15 protein-coding genes are annotated in these 18597 nt (G+C 75.1%); 6 read left to right on the top strand and 9 right to left on the bottom strand.

The window, feature by feature from the left end; translation table 11 throughout:
• Nucleotides 1–2: 2 nt before the first annotated feature.
• The gene (locus AAG589_RS16415) at nt 3–1265 is read right to left on the bottom strand and encodes an ABC transporter substrate-binding protein (protein WP_430568345.1); all 1263 of its coding nucleotides are present in this window, start codon (nt 1263–1265) and stop codon (nt 3–5) included.
• Between the two features lie 207 nt (nt 1266–1472).
• Here AAG589_RS16415 and AAG589_RS16410 point away from each other — a divergent pair, with 207 nt between their 5' ends.
• Nucleotides 1473–3527: a cytochrome c oxidase assembly protein gene (locus tag AAG589_RS16410; protein ID WP_430568344.1), complete on the top strand. Its 2055-nt coding sequence runs from the start codon at nt 1473–1475 to the stop codon at nt 3525–3527.
• Between the two features lie 35 nt (nt 3528–3562).
• Here the strand turns inward: AAG589_RS16410 and AAG589_RS16405 are convergent, their stop codons facing one another.
• Nucleotides 3563–4264 (bottom strand): pyridoxamine 5'-phosphate oxidase family protein, encoded by a 702-nt coding sequence (locus AAG589_RS16405; protein WP_430568343.1) that lies wholly within the window; start codon nt 4262–4264, stop codon nt 3563–3565.
• A 94-nt stretch (nt 4265–4358) separates the two neighbouring features.
• On the opposite strand from AAG589_RS16405, the gene AAG589_RS16400 reads away from it, so the two are divergent.
• Nucleotides 4359–5696 carry an aminotransferase-like domain-containing protein gene (locus AAG589_RS16400; RefSeq protein ID WP_430568342.1) on the top strand — a complete coding sequence of 446 codons (1338 nt, stop codon included), beginning with the start codon at nt 4359–4361 and terminating at the stop codon, nt 5694–5696.
• Nucleotides 5697–5726: 30 nt separating this feature from the next.
• On the opposite strand, the gene AAG589_RS16395 is transcribed toward AAG589_RS16400, so the two are convergent.
• A complete protein-coding gene (locus AAG589_RS16395; protein ID WP_430568341.1) occupies nt 5727–6938 on the bottom strand; it encodes an FAD-dependent oxidoreductase in 1212 nt (403 codons plus the stop codon).
• Between the two features lie 141 nt (nt 6939–7079).
• Between AAG589_RS16395 and AAG589_RS16390 the strand changes: the two genes are divergently transcribed.
• On the top strand, nt 7080–9182 hold the full coding sequence (locus tag AAG589_RS16390) for a S9 family peptidase (RefSeq protein WP_430568340.1): 2103 nt from the start codon (nt 7080–7082) through the stop codon (nt 9180–9182).
• Between the two features lie 63 nt (nt 9183–9245).
• Here the strand turns inward: AAG589_RS16390 and AAG589_RS16385 are convergent, their stop codons facing one another.
• Nucleotides 9246–9797, bottom strand: coding sequence for a TetR/AcrR family transcriptional regulator (locus AAG589_RS16385; protein ID WP_446719753.1), 552 nt, complete (start codon nt 9795–9797; stop codon nt 9246–9248).
• 266 nt (nt 9798–10063) lie between these two features.
• Between AAG589_RS16385 and AAG589_RS16380 the strand changes: the two genes are divergently transcribed.
• Both AAG589_RS16380 and AAG589_RS16375 read left to right on the top strand, forming a co-directional pair.
• Complete coding sequence (locus AAG589_RS16380) at nt 10064–12952, top strand: MMPL family transporter (RefSeq protein ID WP_430568339.1); 2889 nt, start codon at nt 10064–10066, stop codon at nt 12950–12952.
• A complete protein-coding gene (locus tag AAG589_RS16375) occupies nt 12949–15249 on the top strand; it encodes a YhgE/Pip domain-containing protein (protein WP_430568338.1) in 2301 nt (766 codons plus the stop codon). The genes AAG589_RS16380 and AAG589_RS16375 overlap by 4 nt, the downstream gene beginning before the upstream one ends.
• Nucleotides 15250–15258: 9 nt before the next feature.
• On the opposite strand, the gene AAG589_RS16370 is transcribed toward AAG589_RS16375, so the two are convergent.
• Complete coding sequence (locus AAG589_RS16370; RefSeq protein ID WP_430568337.1) at nt 15259–15462, bottom strand: hypothetical protein; 204 nt, start codon at nt 15460–15462, stop codon at nt 15259–15261.
• 71 nt (nt 15463–15533) lie between these two features.
• Here AAG589_RS16370 and AAG589_RS16365 point away from each other — a divergent pair, with 71 nt between their 5' ends.
• Nucleotides 15534–16565 (top strand): hypothetical protein, encoded by a 1032-nt coding sequence (locus AAG589_RS16365; protein WP_430568336.1) that lies wholly within the window; start codon nt 15534–15536, stop codon nt 16563–16565.
• A gap of 119 nt (nt 16566–16684) precedes the next feature.
• Here the strand turns inward: AAG589_RS16365 and AAG589_RS16360 are convergent, their stop codons facing one another.
• The 4 genes from AAG589_RS16360 to AAG589_RS16345 form a co-directional block, all read right to left on the bottom strand.
• Nucleotides 16685–17146 (bottom strand): PTS sugar transporter subunit IIA, encoded by a 462-nt coding sequence (locus AAG589_RS16360; RefSeq protein WP_430568335.1) that lies wholly within the window; start codon nt 17144–17146, stop codon nt 16685–16687.
• On the bottom strand, nt 17146–17376 hold the full coding sequence (locus AAG589_RS16355) for a PTS transporter subunit EIIB (RefSeq protein WP_429735428.1): 231 nt from the start codon (nt 17374–17376) through the stop codon (nt 17146–17148). The genes AAG589_RS16360 and AAG589_RS16355 overlap by 1 nt, the downstream gene beginning before the upstream one ends.
• A gap of 61 nt (nt 17377–17437) precedes the next feature.
• The gene (locus AAG589_RS16350; protein ID WP_430568334.1) at nt 17438–17689 is read right to left on the bottom strand and encodes a glucose PTS transporter subunit EIIB; all 252 of its coding nucleotides are present in this window, start codon (nt 17687–17689) and stop codon (nt 17438–17440) included.
• On the bottom strand, nt 17686–18531 hold the full coding sequence (locus AAG589_RS16345) for a GntR family transcriptional regulator (RefSeq protein ID WP_430568333.1): 846 nt from the start codon (nt 18529–18531) through the stop codon (nt 17686–17688). Before AAG589_RS16345 ends, AAG589_RS16350 begins: the two co-directional genes overlap by 4 nt.
• Between the last annotated feature and the right edge of the window lie 66 nt (nt 18532–18597).

Raw genomic sequence — 18597 nt, 5'->3', positions numbered from 1 at the left:
CGTCAGCCCGCGGTGGAGGCGAACCAGTCGTCCATCGCCGCGTCGACCTTGTCGGCCGAGGTGCCGCCGATGAGCGCCTGCGTCTGCGCGTTGATCTCGTCCGAGTAACCGGTCGGCAGCGTGCGCTCGCCGTAGCCCTGGCCGGTCGGGGTGTACGACTCGGCGGGGGTGTCCGCCACGATCTGCAGCAGCTCCTTGCCCAGGTCGTCCATGTCGTACTCGTAGCCGTCGCGGAAGTTGCCGTCGACCTCGAGCTGGCTCGCCACGGCCTTCTGGTCGGTCACGAGGAACTCGACGAGCTTGGCGGCCGCGTCCTGGTTCTCGCTGGCCTTGAGGATCGAGTACGGGCTGGCGATGTTCGCGCCCATCGCGGGGCTGTCCACGCCGTCGACGGCGGGGGCCCGGAAGACGCCGATCTCGGCCTTGTCCTCCGCCTTGGCCTCGGTGCCGGCGAACCAGCTGCCCATCGGGTAGATCGCGCTCTTGCCGGAGAGGAAGGCCTGCTCGGCGTCGGGGTACTTGATGCCCAGCGCGTCCTTGGGGACGTAGCCCTTCGCCACCCAGTCGGCGTACGTGGCGGTGAAGTCCCCGTACGAGTCGGAGAACGTGGTGTCGCCCGCGTTCATGTGCGCGAACCAGTCCGGGTCCTCGCCGACGATCGACGGGAGGGCGAGCGCCTGGAGCGAGTGGCTGCTCATCCAGTCGCCGCCGGTCTGGATCGGCGTCCAGCCGGCGTCCTTGAGCTTGCCGAGCGCGGCGGTGAGCTCGTCCACCGTGGTCGGCACCTCGGAGATGCCGGCCTCCTCGAACGCGGTCTTGTTGTAGAACCACAGGCTCTGGAGCTGGAAGCCGATGCCGGCCATGTAGTACTTGCCGTCGATCGAGTACTGGTCGGCCAGCGGGCCGTTCTTCGCCCAGTCGTACTGGGACAGGTCGACGAGCTCCGGCGCCATCTCGACCGTGGGCGCCTGCTCCACGATGTCCGGCGCGTCGCCCGCGGTGAGCAGGCGGGGGAGGGCGGCGGCCACGCCCTCGGCGCCGGGGTTCTGGATGACGACGTCGATGTCGGGGTTCGCGTCCTCGAACGGCTTGACCAGCTCGTTCCAGAACTCCTCGGTGAGGTTCGGGGTGACGTTGACGAGCATGCTCACCTCGGTGGTGCCGCCGGAGCCGCCGCCGTCGTCGTCGGAGCCGGCGCAGCCGGTGAGCGCGAGGGCGGCCACCGTGAGGGTGCCCACGCTCGCCAGGGTGCGGTGCTTGATCATCGTTGATCCTCTCGGGTCGCCGCCCCGCCGGGAACGCTGCTGCGCGTGCCCCGACGTTCGGCCATACGACTGTGAATGACGTCCGGTGTGGAGGGACGCCCTGGACACTAATCGATAATCGTTGGATTGGGAATAAGGCGCGAGCCGGCCGGTGATCTCACACCGCGGGCGTGCCGGGGCGCCGCCCGCCGCCCATAGGCTGGACGGGTGACCTCCGCAGCCCCCGCCGTGCAGCGGCCGGGCGGTACCCCGAGCGTTCCGCCGCGGCCCTGGTGGCTCGTCGCCGCCGGGCCCGCCGCCGTCCTCGTCGCCGTCCTCGCCGTGCTGTGCGGCGGGGCCTACTCGGGGGCCTTCCAGGCGCTCAGCGGCTTCACCGACCCGGGCGCGCTCGTGCGCTTCGGCCTGCCCGTGACGACGGTGCTCACCGAGGTGAGCGTCTCCGTCACGCTCGGCTCGCTCCTCGTGGCCGCGTGCCTGGTGCCGCCCGGCCGCACGCAGGCGCGCGTGCTCGCCACGGCCGGCGCCGCCAGCGCGGTGTGGGCCGTGGCCGCCGTCGTCCAGCTCGTGCTGCGCTACTCCAACATCTCCGGCACGTCGCCGGCCTCGCCCGCGTTCGGGCAGGGGCTCGCGCAGTTCGTCACCGACCTCGACCTCGGCAAGCTCTACCTGGCGATCGTCGTGGTGGCCGCGCTCACCTCCGCCCTCGCGATGGCGGTGCGCGGGCCGGTGGGCGCGCTGTGGACGACGGTCCTGCCGCTCGCCGCCCTCGCCATGCAGTCCACGACCGGGCACGCCTCCGGCGCCGCGAACCACGAGCTCGCCGTCGGCGCGATGCTGCTGCACCTGGTGGGCGCCGCCGTGTGGGTGGGCGGCCTCGGCGCGCTGCTCGTCGTCGTGCTCACCCGCGAGGACGCGCGCGACGACGGCCGGACCGCCGCGGCCGCCGTCGCGCGCTTCTCGCCGGTCGCCGGGTGGTGCTTCGCCGCGGTCGGGATCTCCGGCATCCTCAACGCCTGGCTCCGGATGGAGTCGTGGGGCGACCTGCTCACGCCGTACGGCGTGCTGCTGCTCGTCAAGGCGCTGCTCATGGTGGCGCTGGGCGGGTTCGGGTTCGCGCACCGGATGTGGGTCGTGGACCGACTCGGCCGTGCCGGCTCGGCGGGCGCGGTCCGCCGCCTGTTCTGGCGGCTGCTCGCCGTCGAGCTGCTCGTCATCGGCGCCGTCTCCGGCGTGGCCGTGGCGCTGGGGTCCACCGCGCCGCCGGTGCCCGACGAGGTGCCCGTCGACGTCACGCCCGCCTTCCAGCTCACGGGCGAGGCCCTGCCGCCCGAGCCCACGATGTCGAGGTGGTTCACCGAGTGGAGCCTCGACCCGCTGCTGGCGTTCGCCTGCGTGGCGGGCCTGGTGGTCTACGTGCGCTGGGCCCTGCGCCTCGCGCGGCGCGGGGACAAGTGGCCCGTGGGGCGCACCGTCTCGTGGTGCCTGGGCATGGTCGTGATGCTGTGGGTGACCAGCGGCGGGCCCGCCGTGTACGGGCACGTGATCTTCAGCGGCCACATGGTGCAGCACATGATCCTGGCGATGCTGGTGCCGCTGTTCCTGGTGCTGGCCGCCCCCGTCACCCTGCTGCTGCGGGCCATCCCGGCCCGCAAGGACGGCAGCCGCGGCCCGCGCGAGTGGGTGCTCGGTCTGGTGCACTCCCGGTTCGGCCAGTTCGTCGCGCGCCCGGTGGTGGCCGCGGTGCTCTTCGCCGGCGGCATGATCGCGTTCTACTACACGCCCGCGTTCGAGTTCGCGCTGCGCAACCACGCGGGGCACGTGTGGATGATCGTGCACTTCACGCTCGTGGGGTACCTGTTCGCCAACGCGCTCGTCGGCATCGACCCCGGCCCGAAGCGCCCGCCCTACCCGCAGCGGCTGCTGCTGCTCTTCGCGACGATGGCGTTCCACGCGTTCTTCGGCGTCGTGCTGACGTCGGGCACCTCGCTGCTCGTCGCCGACTGGTTCGGCAACATGGGGCGGCCGTGGGGCCTGCCCGCCATCGAGGACCAGCAGCGCGGCGGCGGCGTCGCGTGGGGCATCGGCGAGCTGCCGACGCTCGCGCTCGCCATCGCCGTCGCCGTGCAGTGGACGACGTCCGACGAGCGCGAGGCGCGCCGTCGCGACCGCAAGGCCGACCGCGACGGCGACGCCGAGCTCGAGGAGTACAACGCCATGCTCGCCAAGATGGCGGAGCGCGACGAGCCGCCCTCGCCGAGGTAGCCCGAAGCCCCTGAACTACCTCGCGGAGACCTGAACTACCTCGCCGAGACCTGGACTACCTCGTCGGCGCCTGTCAGGGCCGCGACGTGGGCCGGGACCGGCTCGCGCGTGTCCGCGTCGGGGACCGCGGCGCCCATGACGCGTCGCACCGGGACGTGCCCGCCCCAGCCGCCGGCGGCGACGTCGGCCGGGTCGTCGACGGGCGCGCCGGCGCGGGCCTTCATCGACGCCTCGCGCAGCGGCAGCGCCAGCACCGCCGTCGCCGCGAGCTCCTTGCGGGTGGCGGGGCGCAGCGTGGCGGAGCGACCGGGCGCCATGTGGTCGACGACGGCGTCGAGCGCCCGGGCCTTCTCGTCCTCGTCGGTGACGAGGCGCGCGGTGCCGATCACGACCGCCGAGCGGTAGTTCATCGAGTGGTGGAAGCCGGAGCGCGCCAGCACCAGGCCGTCGAGCTCGGTCACGGTGACGCAGACGGTCGCGTACGTCGCCCCGACCAGCCAGCGCGCCGCCACCGACCCGTGCACGTACAGCGTGCCGCCGTCGTCGGGGCCGTCGAGGTCGACGGCGTAGGCGCAGGGCAGCACGACGGGGTGCCGGTCCGCGCCCTCGCCCACGTCGACGCCCAGGTGGGCGACGCGCCCGTCGGCGAGCAGGGCGTGCAGCGCGGCCCGGTCGGCGACGGCGCGGTTCCGGCCGCGCCGCACGGTGGTCCTCGGGGTGGGGGAGAGGGCGTCCATGCCACTACCGTGGACCGGGTATGGCCTGCCGTCACGAGCCATTCCCCGAGGGATCCAGCAGGCCACTTCGTCCGTCCGACAGGCAGGAACCCGCGTGTCCGCGCTCCCCGTCCGCCTCGACCGCCGCAGCCGCGACCCCCTCGGCGCGCAGCTGTCCGCCCAGGTCCGCGACCTGGTCGCGCGCGGGACCCTCCGCCGGGGCGACCGGCTGCCCAGCACGCGCGCGCTCGCCGCCGACCTCGGTGTGGCCCGCTCGGTCGCCGAGCAGGCCTACGACCAGCTCACCGCGGAGGGGTGGCTGACCGCGCGCCGCGGCGCCGGCACGTTCGTCGCCGCCGAGGCCGTGCCCCGGCCCGCGCCCCGACCTCGGCGGACGGAGGGGCAGGGCGGCGGGCTGGTGCGGCTGAGCACGGGCGAGCCGTGGATCGACCCCCGCCACCGTGCCGGATGGCGGCGCGCCTGGCGGGAGGTGTCCGCGGCGACGCCCCCGCGGGGGTACGACGACCCGTGCGGCCTGCCCGAGCTCCGGGTCGCGCTCGCGGAGCGGCTCGCCCGCACGCGCGGGCTCGTCGTCGACCCCGACGAGGTGGTCGTCACCGCCGGGACCACGGCCGGGTTCCGCGACCTGCTCGCGGTCCTCCCCGGCGGCGCCGTGGGCGTCGAGGACCCGGGCTACCGGGCCGCCGTCGCGACCGCGCGCGCCGCGGGCCGCGCCGTCGTCGACCTGCCCGCCCAGGCCCGGCACGACGAGGCGTCCCTGCGCGGGCTCGCCGGCGCGTACGTGACCCCGGCGCACCAGCACCCGCTCGGGCGGGTGATGCCGGCCGACGACCGGCTCGCGCTGCTCGCCGCGTCGCGGGCCACCGGGGCCGTGGTGGTCGAGGACGACTACGACTCCGAGCTGCGGTACGACGTCGCGCCGGTGCCGGCCCTGGCGGCGCTCGGCCGGGACCGGGTGGCCTACCTCGGCACCGCGTCGAAGTCCGCGCCGCCCGGGATGCGGATCGGCTGGCTGGTGCCGCCCCCGGGCGTGCTCGACGACGTGGCGCGGCACCGCGCCGTCGTGCACGACGTCGGCGCGTGGCCCACGCAGCGGGCCCTGCTGACGCTGCTGCGGGACGGCTGGCTCGACGCGGTGCTCCGGACCGCGCGGCGCGTGTACGCCGAGCGGGCGGCGCGGGTGGCGGCGGTGCTCGCGCCGCACGCCGTCCCGGCCGCGACCTCGGCCGGCATGTACTCGACGTGGCTGCTGCCGCAGGACGCGGCGCTGTCCGCCCGGGAGGCCGCTCGGCGGGCGGGCTTCGACCTGCCGCTGCTGTCCGAGCTGTGCCGCAGCGCGCCGGAGACCGGCGTCGTCGTCGGGTTCGGCGGCGTGTCCGACGCCGAGCTCGACCGCGCGCTGGCGGCGATCGGGGCAGGGCTGGGCGGCTGACGGGGTCTGCGGCCGGGGCAGCAGCAGGGCCTACAGCAGCCCGTCGACCACCTTCGCCGCGAGGCCCAGCGCCGTCGTCGTGCCCAGACCGTCCGCGACGGTCACCGTGGTGACGCCCGGGGTCGGGTCGGTGACCACGAACGGCGTCCCCGCGAAGGGCCCGCGGCGTGGTCGGGGCACCGCGAGGTCGGGCACCGACCAGCGCCGCCGCACCTCGACCGGCCGGCCGAGCAGGGTCTCGGCCTCGCGCAGCAGCAGGGCGTCGGCGGCCTCCGATCGCTCGGGGTCGCGGTCCAGGCCCGCGTCCTCGCGGCGGTCGGCGTCGGTGCGGCGGGCCTCGCCGAGCAGCAGCGTGTCGCCGTGGGGCGTGATCGCGAGGTGGACGCCGGCGTCGAGCAGCTCCGGGGCGTTCGTGCGCAGGCGCTCGCGCACGTCGGCCAGGGCGGGGGAGTGCGCGGTGGCGGCGTCGCGCAGCAGGCTCGTGCCGCCCAGCACGGCGGGTCCCGCGGGGTCGTGGGCGCGGCCCGGGGCCGCGACCTGCAGCACCTGCCGCACGTCGGGCCGCAGCCCGGCGCGCGCGATGTCGCCGGGGAAGAAGCGGTCCAGGTCCGGCCCGACGGCGACCAGCACCCGGCGCGCCACCACCTCGCCGCGCGACGTGCGCACCAGGGTGCGGCCCGTGCCGGCCTCGAAGGTGAGCGCCGTCGTCGACCAGGCCACGTCGGCGCGGGGCCGGGCGTCGAGGGAGGCCGCCAGCGCGCGGAGCGCGTCGCGCGGCTCGATGCGCAGGTCGAGCGGGAGGAACGCGCCGCCGACGACGTCCCCCGCGGCCACCCGGGCGCGCTCCGAGGCCTGGGCCGCGTCGAGGAGCTGGGCGTCACCGTCCCGAGCGGCGACGAGGTCGTCGAGCACGGCGAGCTCGTCGGCGGAGCGCGCGACGACGACGGCGCCGGTGTCCTTCACCCAGAACCCGGCCTCCCGGCCGAGCTTCAGCCAGCGCTCGCGCGACGCCAGCGCGCACGACAGGGTCGCCGCGTCCTGGGTGGTGACCGCGACGTGGCCGCTGCGGCGCGCGGACGCGCCGTCGGGCCGCGGGTCGCGCTCCACCACCAGCACCGAGTGCCCCCGGGCGTGCGCCTCCAAGGCGTGCGCGAGCCCGACGATCCCCGCGCCGACCACGACCAGGTCGGCGGTGGCGGGCAGCGGCGGAAGGTGCGGGATGCGGGGCGACGGCGGTCTCACGACGAGACCGTGCCCGATGACGGCTCGCCCGCTCAACCGCAGGGAGCGGCCTGGCGAACAAGTTCAGCGAACGTTCATCCCGCGTTCCCCGTGGCCCTCCTTCGGCCGCCTGTCCGGCACGGGCTGTGGTAGACCGGGCGCGTGACCCAGGACGACGACGCCTCCACGCCCTTCGACGACCTCGACCGCTACCTGGAGCTCCCGCGCGTCGGCGGGCTCGCGCTGAGCCCGGACGGCTCGCGGCTGGTCACCACGGTCCAGACGCTGGACGCGAAGCGCACCGGCTGGACGACGGCCGTCTGGGAGGTCGACCCCACCGGCACGGCCCCGGCGCGGCGGCTGACGCGCAGCCGCAAGGGCGAGTCGTCGGCGGTGTTCTCGGCGTCGGGCGACGTGCTGTTCACGTCCGCCCGCCCGGACCCGGAGGCGGAGAAGGACGACGACGAGCCGAAGGCGGCGCTCTGGCTGCTGCCCGCGGGCGGCGGCGAGGCGCGGGTCGTGGCGACGGCGCCCGGCGGCATCGGCGGGGTCCTCGCGGCGCGGGCCGCCGACGTCGTGTCGGTGTCCGCGCCCGTCCTGCCCGGCGCGGCGGGGCTCGCCGAGGACGAGGCGCTGCGGAAGGAGCGCACCGACCGCAAGGTGTCGGCGATCCTGCACGCCGGGTACCCGGTGCGGCACTGGGACCACGACCTGGGCCCGGACGAGGAGCGGCGGTTCGCGGGCTCGCTCGGCGACGGCGACCGGCTCGACCTGCGCCCGCTGACCGGCCCGGGGCGCCAGCTCGACGAGCACCAGGCGGACCTCACGCCCGACGGCGGCACGCTCGTCACGACGTGGGAGGTGGCCGACCCCGGGGCCGCCCGGCGCGTCACGCTGGTCGCGGTCGACACCGTGACCGGCCAGAGGCGGGTGCTGGTGGACGACCCGGACGCCGACGTCTTCGGCCCCGCGGTGTCGCCGGACGGCCGGTGGGTCGCCTTCGGCTCCGAGACCGTCACGACGCCGGAGCAGGCGCCGGTGGTGCGCCTCGGCCTGGTCCCGCTCGACGGCGTCGACGCCGATCCCGAGATCCTCGCCGACGACTGGGACCGCTGGCCCAACACGGTCGCATGGCTGCCCGACGGGTCGGGGCTGGTCGTGACGGCGGACGAGGACGGCCGCGGCCCGGTGTTCCTGCTGACCTTCGGCGACGGCGGGCCGGGCGCCGGGGAGCCGGTCGTCGTGGAGCGCGTGACGAGCGACGACGCGATGTTCACCGACGTCCGGGTCGCGCCTGACGGCTCCGCCCTCTACGCCCTGCGCAGCAGCTACACGGCCCCGCCGGAGCCGGTGCGCATCGACCTCGCGGCGTTCGAGGCCACGGGCCCGGCGGGCGGGCGCACCCCCGTGGCGGCCGATGCGCTGCGCGGCCCCGTCCCGGCCCCCGCCCTGCCCGGCACCCTGACCGAGGTGGAGACGACCGCCGCCGACGGCGCACGCGTGCGCGCCTGGCTGGCGCTGCCCGAGGGAACCTCCGCGGACGCCCCGGCCCCGCTGCTGCTGTGGATCCACGGCGGCCCGCTGAGCTCGTGGAACGTCTGGTCGTGGCGCTGGAACCCGTGGCTGATGGTGGCCCGCGGATACGCCGTCCTGCTGCCCGACCCGGCGCTGTCCACCGGCTACGGGCAGGAGTTCGTGCAGCGCGGCTGGGGCGCGTGGGGCGCAGCGCCGTTCACCGACCTCATGGCGATCACCGACGCCGTCGAGGCACGGCCCGAGATCGACGCGACCCGCACCGCCGCGATGGGCGGGTCGTTCGGCGGGTACATGGCGAACTGGGTGGCCGGGCACACCGACCGCTTCCGCGCGATCGTCACGCACGCCAGCCTGTGGGCGCTCGACCAGTTCGGCCCGACCACCGACCACGCCTACTACTGGGCGCGCGAGATGACGCCCGAGATGGCGGAGGCGAACAGCCCGCACCGTTCCGTCGCCGACATCCGCACCCCGATGCTCGTCGTGCACGGCGACAAGGACTACCGCGTGCCGGTCGGCGAGGGGCTGCGGCTGTGGCGCGAGCTGCTCACCGCCTCCGGCCTGCCCGCCGACGACGACGGCGCCACCGTGCACCGCTTCCTGTACTTCCCCGACGAGAACCACTGGGTGCTCGCGCCCCAGCACGCGAAGGTCTGGTACCAGGTGGTGCTGGCATTCCTCGGCGAGCACGTGCTGGACGCCGACCCCGAGCTGCCCGCCTACCTCTGACCGTCTCGTGGGTCGAGCTTGTCGGGTTTCGACAGGCTCAACCAGCGGGGAGTTTCGACGGGCTCAACCAGCGGGCGTGACGATGAGGTCCACGAGGACCTCGAGCATGGCGCTGGCGTCGCGACGCGAGCCGGCGGCAGGGAGCATCGCGGCCCGCTGCCCGGCCTCGTGGGCCCCCAGGAGCAGGTCGATGGCCACGTGCTCGTCGACGGCGAACCGCAGGCCCAGGGTCGCCATGACACGGTTCAGCGCGGCGATCATCTCGCCGCGGAGGACCTGCTGCTGGTCCACGTAGCGCTGCGCGATCTGCGGGTCGCGCAGCGCGAGCAGCTCGAACTCGAGCTCCATCACGCACCACGACGCCTTGGCGGCCTGGTCGGGCAGCACGGACGCGATGACCTCGCGGACGGTGGCGCGGAACCCCTCGGGCGTCTGCAGGGCGGCGGGGTCGACCGTGGTGACGGCGCTCTCGAGGGCGCCCAGGTGGCCGCGCGCCTCGCGCTCCGTGAGCGCGAGGAACAGCTCCTCCTTGCTCGCGAAGTTGGAGTAGAACGCGCCGCGGGTGAACCCGGCGGCCTCGCAGACGGCCTCGATCGACGCGGCCTGCACGCCCACCTGCGCGAACACCTCGAAGGCGGCGTCGAGCAGCCGCTCGCGGGTGCGCTCACGGCGGGGCGAGCGGCCGGGGGCGGCCGTAGCGTCGTCGGGGGCCGCGCTCTCGGTGGTCAGGGGTCCTCCTCGGGTCCGCCGGGGTACCGGCTCTGCGCGGGCGACGTGCCCGCACCGGGCTCACTGTAGCCAATACGCCGGTGTATCGGATACGTTCGTGCATCGGATACAGTGCCGTATCGAACCCCTGCTCCGTCGTCCCGGGAGAGCCTGTGTCCTCCGTCCTGTACTCCCTCGGCCGTTGGGCCGCCCGGGCCCGGCGGCTCGTCGTCATCGGCTGGGTGCTGGTGCTCGCCGTCGTCGGCGGCGCGGCCGGCCTGCTCTACCAGGGGTTCGACAACTCCGTGACCATCCCGGGCACGGAGTCCCAGGACGCGCTCGACAGCCTCTCGGCCACGTTCCCGCAGGTCAGCGGATCCTCCGCGCAGATCGTCGTCGTCGCGCCCGACGGCTCGACCATCGACGACGCGGCGATGCGCGGGCCGATCACCGACGCCGTCGACGACCTCGGCGAGCTCGACCAGGTCGCGGCCGTGACCTCCCCCTACGACGACCAGATGGCCGCGTCGGTCAACGACGACGACACGGCCACGCTGCTGACGATCCAGCTCGACGGCGACCAGTCCGTCATCACCGAGGACACCAAGGACGCGCTGCACGCCGCGAGCGACGACCTCGCCGCCGCGCTGCCGGCCGGGGCCCAGGCCAGCCTGGGCGGCGAGCTGTTCAGCGTCGAGTTCCCGGCCCTGAGCATCATCGAGGCGATCGGCGTCGTCGTCGCGCTCGTCGTCCTCATCATCACGCTCGGCTCGTTCGTCGCGGCAGGCCTGCCGCTGGTCAACGCGCTCATGGGCGTGGGCGTGTCGATGCTCCTGCTGCTCACGGCCACCGTGTTCGGCCCGATCAACTCGACGACGCCGATGCTCGGCCTCATGCTCGGCCTCGCGGTGGGCATCGACTACGCGCTGTTCATCGTGTCGCGGCACCGTGAGCAGCTCGCCGCCGGGCTCGAGGTGGACGAGTCGATCGCTCGGGCCACCGCGACGGCGGGTTCGGCCGTCATCTTCGCGGGCCTCACGGTGATGATCGCCCTCGTGGGCCTGGGCGTCGCCGGCATCCCGTTCCTCACCGTCATGGGCATCGCCGCGGCCGTGGCGGTCGGCATCGCCGTCCTCGTCTCGCTCACGCTGCTGCCCGCGCTGCTGTCCTTCTCGGGGGAGCGGCTGCGCCCCAAGGCCCCCCGGGCGCCGCGCCGCAAGGGCCGCGGCAAGCGTCAGGCCGCGCCGTCGTCGGCCCCGCGCGAGAACCGGTTCTTCGCCGGCTGGGTGCGCGGCGCCACCCGCTTCCCGATCCTGACGATCGTGCTGATCGTGGGGGCCATCGCCGCCCTCGCCTGGCCGGCCACGAACCTGCGCCTCGCGCTGCCGGACGCCGGCACGCTGCCGGAGGACAACAGCGCCCGCGTCACCTACGACCTGGTCGGCCAGGAGTTCGGCGAGGGCTTCAACGGCCCGCTCATCGTGACCGGCTCGATCGTCACCAGCAACGACCCCGTGAAGCTCATGGACGAGCTGGGCGACGAGATCGCCGACCTGCCCGGCGTCGCCGACGTCCCGCTCTCCACGCCGAACCCGTCCGCCGACACCGGCATCGTCCAGGTGGTCCCCGAGGGCGGGCCGACGTCGCAGGAGACGAAGGACCTGGTCAACGAGATCCGGGACCAGCACGACCACTACCTCGACAAGTACGGCGTCGACCTGTCCGTCACCGGCTTCGCCGCGGTCGGGATCGACGTCTCCGACAAGCTCGGCGCCGCGCTGCTGCCGTTCGGCCTCGTCGTCGTGGGGCTGTCGCTCGTCCTGTTGACGATGGTGTTCCGCTCGATCTGGGTGCCGGTCAAGGCCTCGCTCGGCTACCTGCTGTCCGTGGGCGCGGCCTTCGGCGTGGTGACCCTCGTCTTCGAGAACGGCGTCCTCGCAGACGCCCTCAACGTCACCAAGCTGGGCCCCGTCATCAGCTTCATGCCGATCATCCTCATGGGCGTGCTGTTCGGGCTGGCGATGGACTACGAGGTCTTCCTCGTCTCGCGCATCCGGGAGGACTACGTGCACGGCGGCGACGCCCGGCGGGCGGTGCGCACCGGCTTCCTCGGCTCGGCCAAGGTGGTCACGGCCGCGGCGGTCATCATGTTCGCCGTCTTCGTGGCGTTCGTGCCCGAGGGCGACATGACGCTCAAACCCATCGCGCTCGGCCTCGCGGTCGGCGTGCTCGTGGACGCGTTCGTCGTGCGCATGACGCTCGTGCCCGCCGTCCTCGCCCTGCTGGGGGACCGGGCCTGGCACATGCCGCGCTGGCTCGACCGCATCCTGCCCACGTTCGACGTCGAGGGCGAGGGCCTCACCAAGGAGCTGCGCCTCGCGTCGTGGCCGGAGCCGGACGCGACGGACGCCGTCGCCGCGCGGGACCTCGAGGTCGCCGGGCCGGAGGGCTCCGACGTCCCGGTCGTCGGCCCGGTGAGCGTGCGCGTGCCGCAGGGCGGCGCCCTGTGCGTGCACGGCGACGCCGCCGCCCCGGTCTCGGCGCTGCTGCTCGCCCTCGCCGGCCGGATGGCGCCCGACGCCGGCGCCGTGAAGGTCACCGGCCTGGTGCTGCCGGAGCGCGCGATGACGGTGCGCGGCCGCGTCGCCGTCGTCGACGCCCTCACCGAGCGCGGCCGGCCCGCCCCGGTCGTCGACGCCGCCGTGCGCGACGGCGCGCAGGTCGTCGTCGTGGACCGCACCGACGCCGTCGCCGACCGCCCGGCGCGCGAGGCGCTCGCGGGCGCGCTCGCCCGGGCGCAGCGCGCCGGGACCGCGGTGCTGCTGGGCGCCAGCGGCGTCGCCGCGACCGACCTGCTCGACGACAGCCGCGGCCGCGAGGTCGCCGTGCTCGACGTCGGCGCCGGCTGGGGCGCGCCGAGCGCGCTCACCGGGGCCGACGTGCCGCCGCCCGTGCCACGGGGCCCGGAGGTCGAGCCCGTCGAGACCCAGGACGGGGCCTCGACAGGCTCCACCGACGGTTCGAACGACGAGGACACCCACGTGCAGGAGGTGCGGGCATGACCGCCCCGACCATCGAGAACGCCGCGCGGCGCAACCCCTGGCGCATCGCCGCCGTCGCGCTGCTGCCGATCATGGTGCTCGGGCTGCTGCTCGCCGCGCTGTGGAACCCGCAGGACCGGCTCGACCAGGTGCCGGCCGCCATCGTCAACCTCGACGAGCCCGTCGAGGTCCAGGGGCAGACCGTGCCGCTGGGCCGCCAGCTCGCGTCCGGGCTGGTCAGCGGCGGCGAGACCGCGGATGGCGCCAAGGCCGCGCAGCCGGCGGCCGACGCCACCAACTTCGACTGGACGATCACCGACGAGGAGTCGGCGGCCGACGGCCTCGCGGACGGCACCTACGCCGCCGTCGTGACCATCCCGAAGGGCTTCTCCGCGGCCGCCACGTCGTACGGCGAGGACGACCCGTCCGAGGCGCGGCAGGCGACCATCGACGTCAGCACGCCGCCCGGCGGCCGCGTGGCCGACGACGCGCTCGCCCGCGTGGTCGCCGCCACCGCGACGTCCGTCATGTCGAGCACCCTCACCGAGACGTACGTCGACAACGTGCTGGTCGGCTTCAACGACCTGTCCGACGGCATCGGGCAGGCGCAGGACGGCGCCGTGCAGCTCGCCGACGGCGCGGGCGACGCCGCCGACGGCGCCGACCAGCTCGCGGACGGCGCGGGCCAGGTCGCCGACGGGGCGGACGACCTCGCCTCCGGCGTGGGCGACCTCGGCACCGGTGCGGACCAGCTCGCGTCGGGCGCGGACGACCTGGCCGGGGGCGCGGACCAGCTCGCGGGTGGTGTCTCGCAGAGCGCCTCGGGCGCGGACGGCATCGCGAGCGGCGTCGAGGACCTCGCCGCGGGGACCAAGGGCCTGGCCGGCGGCGCCCGCAAGCTCGCGGACGGCCTGGGCACCCTGGACGAGCAGGTGGCCCCGCTGCCGAAGCAGACGCAGCAGCTCGCCGACGGGTCGGCCGGCGTCGCGGACGGCGTCGACGAGCTGGTCGGCAGCCTCACGGGTGCGGCCGGTACGGCGGACGACGCGCTGACGGACCTCGCCGACCGCCTGGGCTGCGACGGCACGGTGGGCGAGGTGATCCCGCCGGAGGTCGCGAAGCTTCTCACGCCCGATCAGCTCAAGGAGCTCGGTACGGCGCTCGCGAGCCAGAGCGCCGACGCGTGCGCGCAGATCGAGGACGCGCAGGCAGGGCTCGACCAGCAGACCGGTGAGCTCGCGAAGCTGCAGGACGGCGCCCGGCAGGTCGCGGACGGCAACCAGGCCCTGGCGTCCGGCATGGGCGCGCTCGCCGGCGGTGTCGGGGACCTGTCCGACGGCGCCGACGACCTGGCCGGCGGCGTCGAGGAGACCGCGTCCGGCGCGGGCGATCTCGCGAAGGGCGCCCGTGGCCTCGCCGACGGCCTCGGCACGCTGAGCACCGGTGCGTCGACCCTCGCGGGCGGTGCCGGCGACCTCGCGACGGGCACGCAGGGGCTGGCGTCCGGCGTGGGCGAGCTCGGGACCGGCGCGACCCAGCTCGCGACGGGCACGGAGGGCATCGCGTCGGGGGCCGGCGACCTGGCGGGCGGCGTCGGCCAGCTCGCGTCGGGCTCGGACGACCTGGCCTCGGGCCTCGACGACGCGAAGAACCAGATCCCCACGTACACGGACGACGAGCGTCAGTCGCTCGCGTCGGTGGTGGCGGAGCCGGTCGCGGCGCCGACGGCGTCCGGGATCAGCACCGGGGCGTCGGGCCCGCTGTTCGCGATCGTGGCGCTGTGGCTCGGCGCGCTGGCGCTCATGACGGTGTTCCCGCCGGTCGTGGCGCGGGCCCTGGGCTCGACGCGCGACTCCGTCCGGCTGGCGCTGCAGGCGTTCTGGCTGCCGGCCGCGGTGGGCGCGGGCACGGGTGCGCTGGTCGGCGTGATCCTCGCGGCGGTCGAGAAGCTCGACGCCGGGGGCTGGGTCGGGTCGGTCCTCGTGGGCGCCGTGGCGTCGGTGGCCTTCGTCGCCGTCCACCAGGGCTTCCTCGGCTGGCTCGGCAACCTGGGTCGCGGCATCAGCCTGCTGATCGCCGTCCTGCTGATCGCGACCGGGATCGTCGCGACCGTGCCGACCCTGCTGCAGGGGCTCGTCGACGCCCTGCCGGTCGGCGCCGGGCGCGACGCCCTGACGGCGGTCGTGGTGCCCGCGGCCGGCGGCCTCGGGATGGGCGTGACCCTGCTCGTGCTGTGGGGCCTCGGCGGCCTGGCGCTGGCGGCGCTCGTCACCGCGCGCGGCCGGCGGCTCGGCGTGCGGCGGCTGCTGCGCGCCTGAGCGCGTCGCTCAGACGCCCGGGCTCGAGCAGCGGGCGGCGGCGCGCTGCCACCGCAGCACGAGGAGCGCGTCGGCACGCCGCCGCGCCGCGTTGCCCAGGTGGACCACCTGCCGGTGCTCCAGGAGCGCGTGCAGGTCGTGGTCGAGCGCCCAGGCCAGGGCGCGGCGGACGTCGTCGAAGTCGGGCGTCAGCAGGGATGGTGCGGGTCTCACGTGGGGAGAGATGTCCGACTCGCCGGTTTGTGACATCCGGGTGTGTCAGCGGCCTGCAGCAGACTCGCCGCATGGACCTCACCCAGGCGCGCGAGACCAAGGCACAGCTCTCCGACTTCGCCCGTGACCTGGCCGAACGGCACGGCGTACCGGCCAGCCCGTACGCGGTGGGCGACGACGCGACCCCGGCCGACGTCGTGCGGGCGCCCACCCTGTCGCTGGGCCTCGCGCCGCAGGGCGAGGGGGCCTTCGGCATCGCGGTGCGGTACCGGCTGGGGGTCCCCACGGCGCGGTCGTTCGTGCGCCGGCTCGCCGCCGAGGCCGGCGACGCGGTGGACGTGCGCCGCACCGGCCGCATCCGCACCCTCGGCGCCCAGGTCCGCCCGCCGGTCGCGACGGCGCGCGCGCTGGGGGAGACCGACCGGGTGCGGCCGCTGCGCCCGGGCGTCTCGATCGCCCACGTGAACGTCACCGCGGGGACGCTCGGCGCGTTCGTGACGAAGGCGGACGGCCAGGACGGGAGCGCCGCGCGGTACGTGCTGTCCAACTTCCACGTGCTCGCCGGGTCGCCGTCCGCGCAGGTGGGGGACGTCGTCGTGCAGCCGGGCCCGGCCGACGGCGGCCGGGCGCCCCAGGACCGTGTCGGCACCCTCGCGCAGGTGGTGCCGCTGACGCCGGGCGAGCCGGCCACGGTGGACGCCGCCCTCGCCCTCCTGGACGACGGCATCGAGATCGATGCCACGTACCCCGTGGGCGCGGTGACCACCACGGCCGCCGCGGCGGGCGGCGAGGCGGTGGCGAAGATCGGGCGGACCACCGCGCACACGCAGGGCCGCGTCACGGCCATCGAGATGGACGACGTCGTCGTCGGGTACGGCGACGAGCTCGGCGCGCTGTCGTTCGACAACCAGATCGAGGTGGAGGGCACCGGCGGTGCGTTCTCCCGCGGCGGCGACTCCGGCTCGCTCGTCTACCGCGAGGACGGCGTCGCGATCGGCCTGCTGTTCGCCGGCTCCGAGACCGGCGGCGCCGACGGCACCGGGCTGACGTACTGCAACCCGGTCGACGCCGTCCTCGAGGCCCTGGGAGTCACCCTCGCCTGAGCGCCGAGGTAGTCCGAGATTTGCCGAGGTAGTCCGAGTTCTCGCGAGGTAGTGAACTACCTCGCGGCCCTGCGAACTACCTCGGCAATTCTCGGACTACCTCGGCGTGGGGCGCGGCGTCAGCCCCAGGTGAGCAGGTCCTCGCCGTGCTCGATCGTCGTGCCGACCTGCGCGAGGCGGTCGACGGCGTCGGGCGTGGCCTCGAGCGCGACGACGGGGCAGACGGCGGACTTGCCGCCGTCGCGCACGGCGGCCGGGTCCCAGGTGACCAGGACGGTCCCGCGCCGCACGACGTCGCCCTCGGACGCGTGGGTGGTGAAGCCCTCGCCCCCGAGCTTGACGGTGTCGATGCCCAGGTGCACCAGCACGGCCCGGCCGTCGTCGTGCTGCAGCACGAACGCGTGCGGGTGCAGCTTGACGACCGTGCCCGTGATGGGCGCGACCGCCTCGCCCCCGCGGACGCCGTCGGGCTCGATCGCGAGACCCGGGCCGACGAGGCCGGCGGAGAACACCGGGTCGTCCACCTCGGACACGTCGACGACGGTGCCGGTGACGGGCGCGAGGACGGTCAGCGCCGTCATCAGCGGAGGTCCTCGATGTCCGAGGCGAGCGTGTCGGCTTCGGGGCCGACGATGACCTGGATGGCGACCCCGGAGCGCACCACCGCGATGGCGCCCGCCTTCGTGAGGTCGGCGTCGATCACCTTGGCGGGGTCCTCGACCTCGACGCGCAGCCGGGTGATGCACGGCTCCAGGTCGATGATGTTGTCGTCGCCGCCGAGCGCGTCGAGGATCTGCTGTGCCTTGCTCATGATGCTCCTTGGTGGGTCCGGGTGGAGATTCCGGGGGTGGGTCGGTGCGGGGGCGACGGGCTCACATGAGCTCCGCGAGGTCGGAGGCGATCGTGTCGACGCGCGGGCCGACGACCACCTGCACGACTCGCCCGTTGATCATCACGCCGTACGCGCCGGCGCGCTTCAGCAGCGCCGCGTCCACGAGCGTCGGGTCCTTGACGAGGGACCGCAGCCGGGTGGTGCACGGGTCGATCTCCTCGATGTTCTCCACCCCGCCGAGGCCGGCGAGGATCGAGGCGGCGAGCTGCGCGTCGGGGTCGGGCGTGCTCATCGAGGGCTCCCTTCGGGGATGCGTCCAGGGCGTTCGGACGGCTGGACGGGGCGGCCGGCATCGGTGCCGGCATGCGTGCCGGAGTCGTGGTCGGCGGGTCGGGCGCGGGGGACCAGCGTGGGGCGGGCCTCGCGCAGGGGCACGAAGACGCTGTACCGGTCGCCGCGGTAGCTGGCGCGGGAGTACATGACGGCGGCGTCGCCGCCGAACGTGCGCCGGGCGGTGCGCATGACGGCGCGCGAGGCCTGCATCTGCAGGGACTCGAGCTCCTCGGGCGTGGCGTCGGCGGCGGTGATGACCTCCTCGCCCCAGGTGGGGTCGAGGCCGCGCTCGCGCAGCGCGGCGTAGAGGCTCTCGGGCACGCCGTCGTCGAGCAGGTCGGGGGCGAGGTCGACGGGGATCCACGACTCCTCGACGCTCATCGGGTTGCCGTCCGCGGTGCGCAGCCGCACGACGTGGTGCACCGGGATGCCGACCTCGCGGTCCAGCGCCTCCGCGACGGGGGCGGGCGCGGGCAGCTGCTCGCACCGCAGCACGGTGGCGCCGGGGGTGAGGCCGCGGCGTCGCGCCTCCTCGCCGAACGTCGTCAGGCGCATCTCGAAGTCGGCACGGGGCGGGGCCACGAAGGTTCCGCGGCCCTGCGCGCGCTCGAGCACGCCCTCCGTGACGAGCGCGTCGATCGCCTGGCGCACCGTCATCCGCGAGACGCCGAACTTCTCGGTGAGGCTGCGCTCGGACGGGATCGCGTCACCGACGGCGAGCTCGGTCGTCACGAGGTCGGCGAGGAACGCGCGCACCGCGAGGTACTTGTGCTCGCCGGGGCGAGCGGCGTCCCTGACCATCCTCGTGTCCTGTCCTGTGTGATCGGCGTCGATCTGCGTGGCGTGCGGCATCGGGACCAGTATCGG

This window comes from Isoptericola sp. F-RaC21 (genome assembly GCF_038593535.1).
GTDB lineage: Bacteria > Actinomycetota > Actinomycetes > Actinomycetales > Cellulomonadaceae > Isoptericola.
Note: the sequence above shows the minus strand (reverse complement) of the source record. Positions and strands in the feature narration are given on the sequence as shown.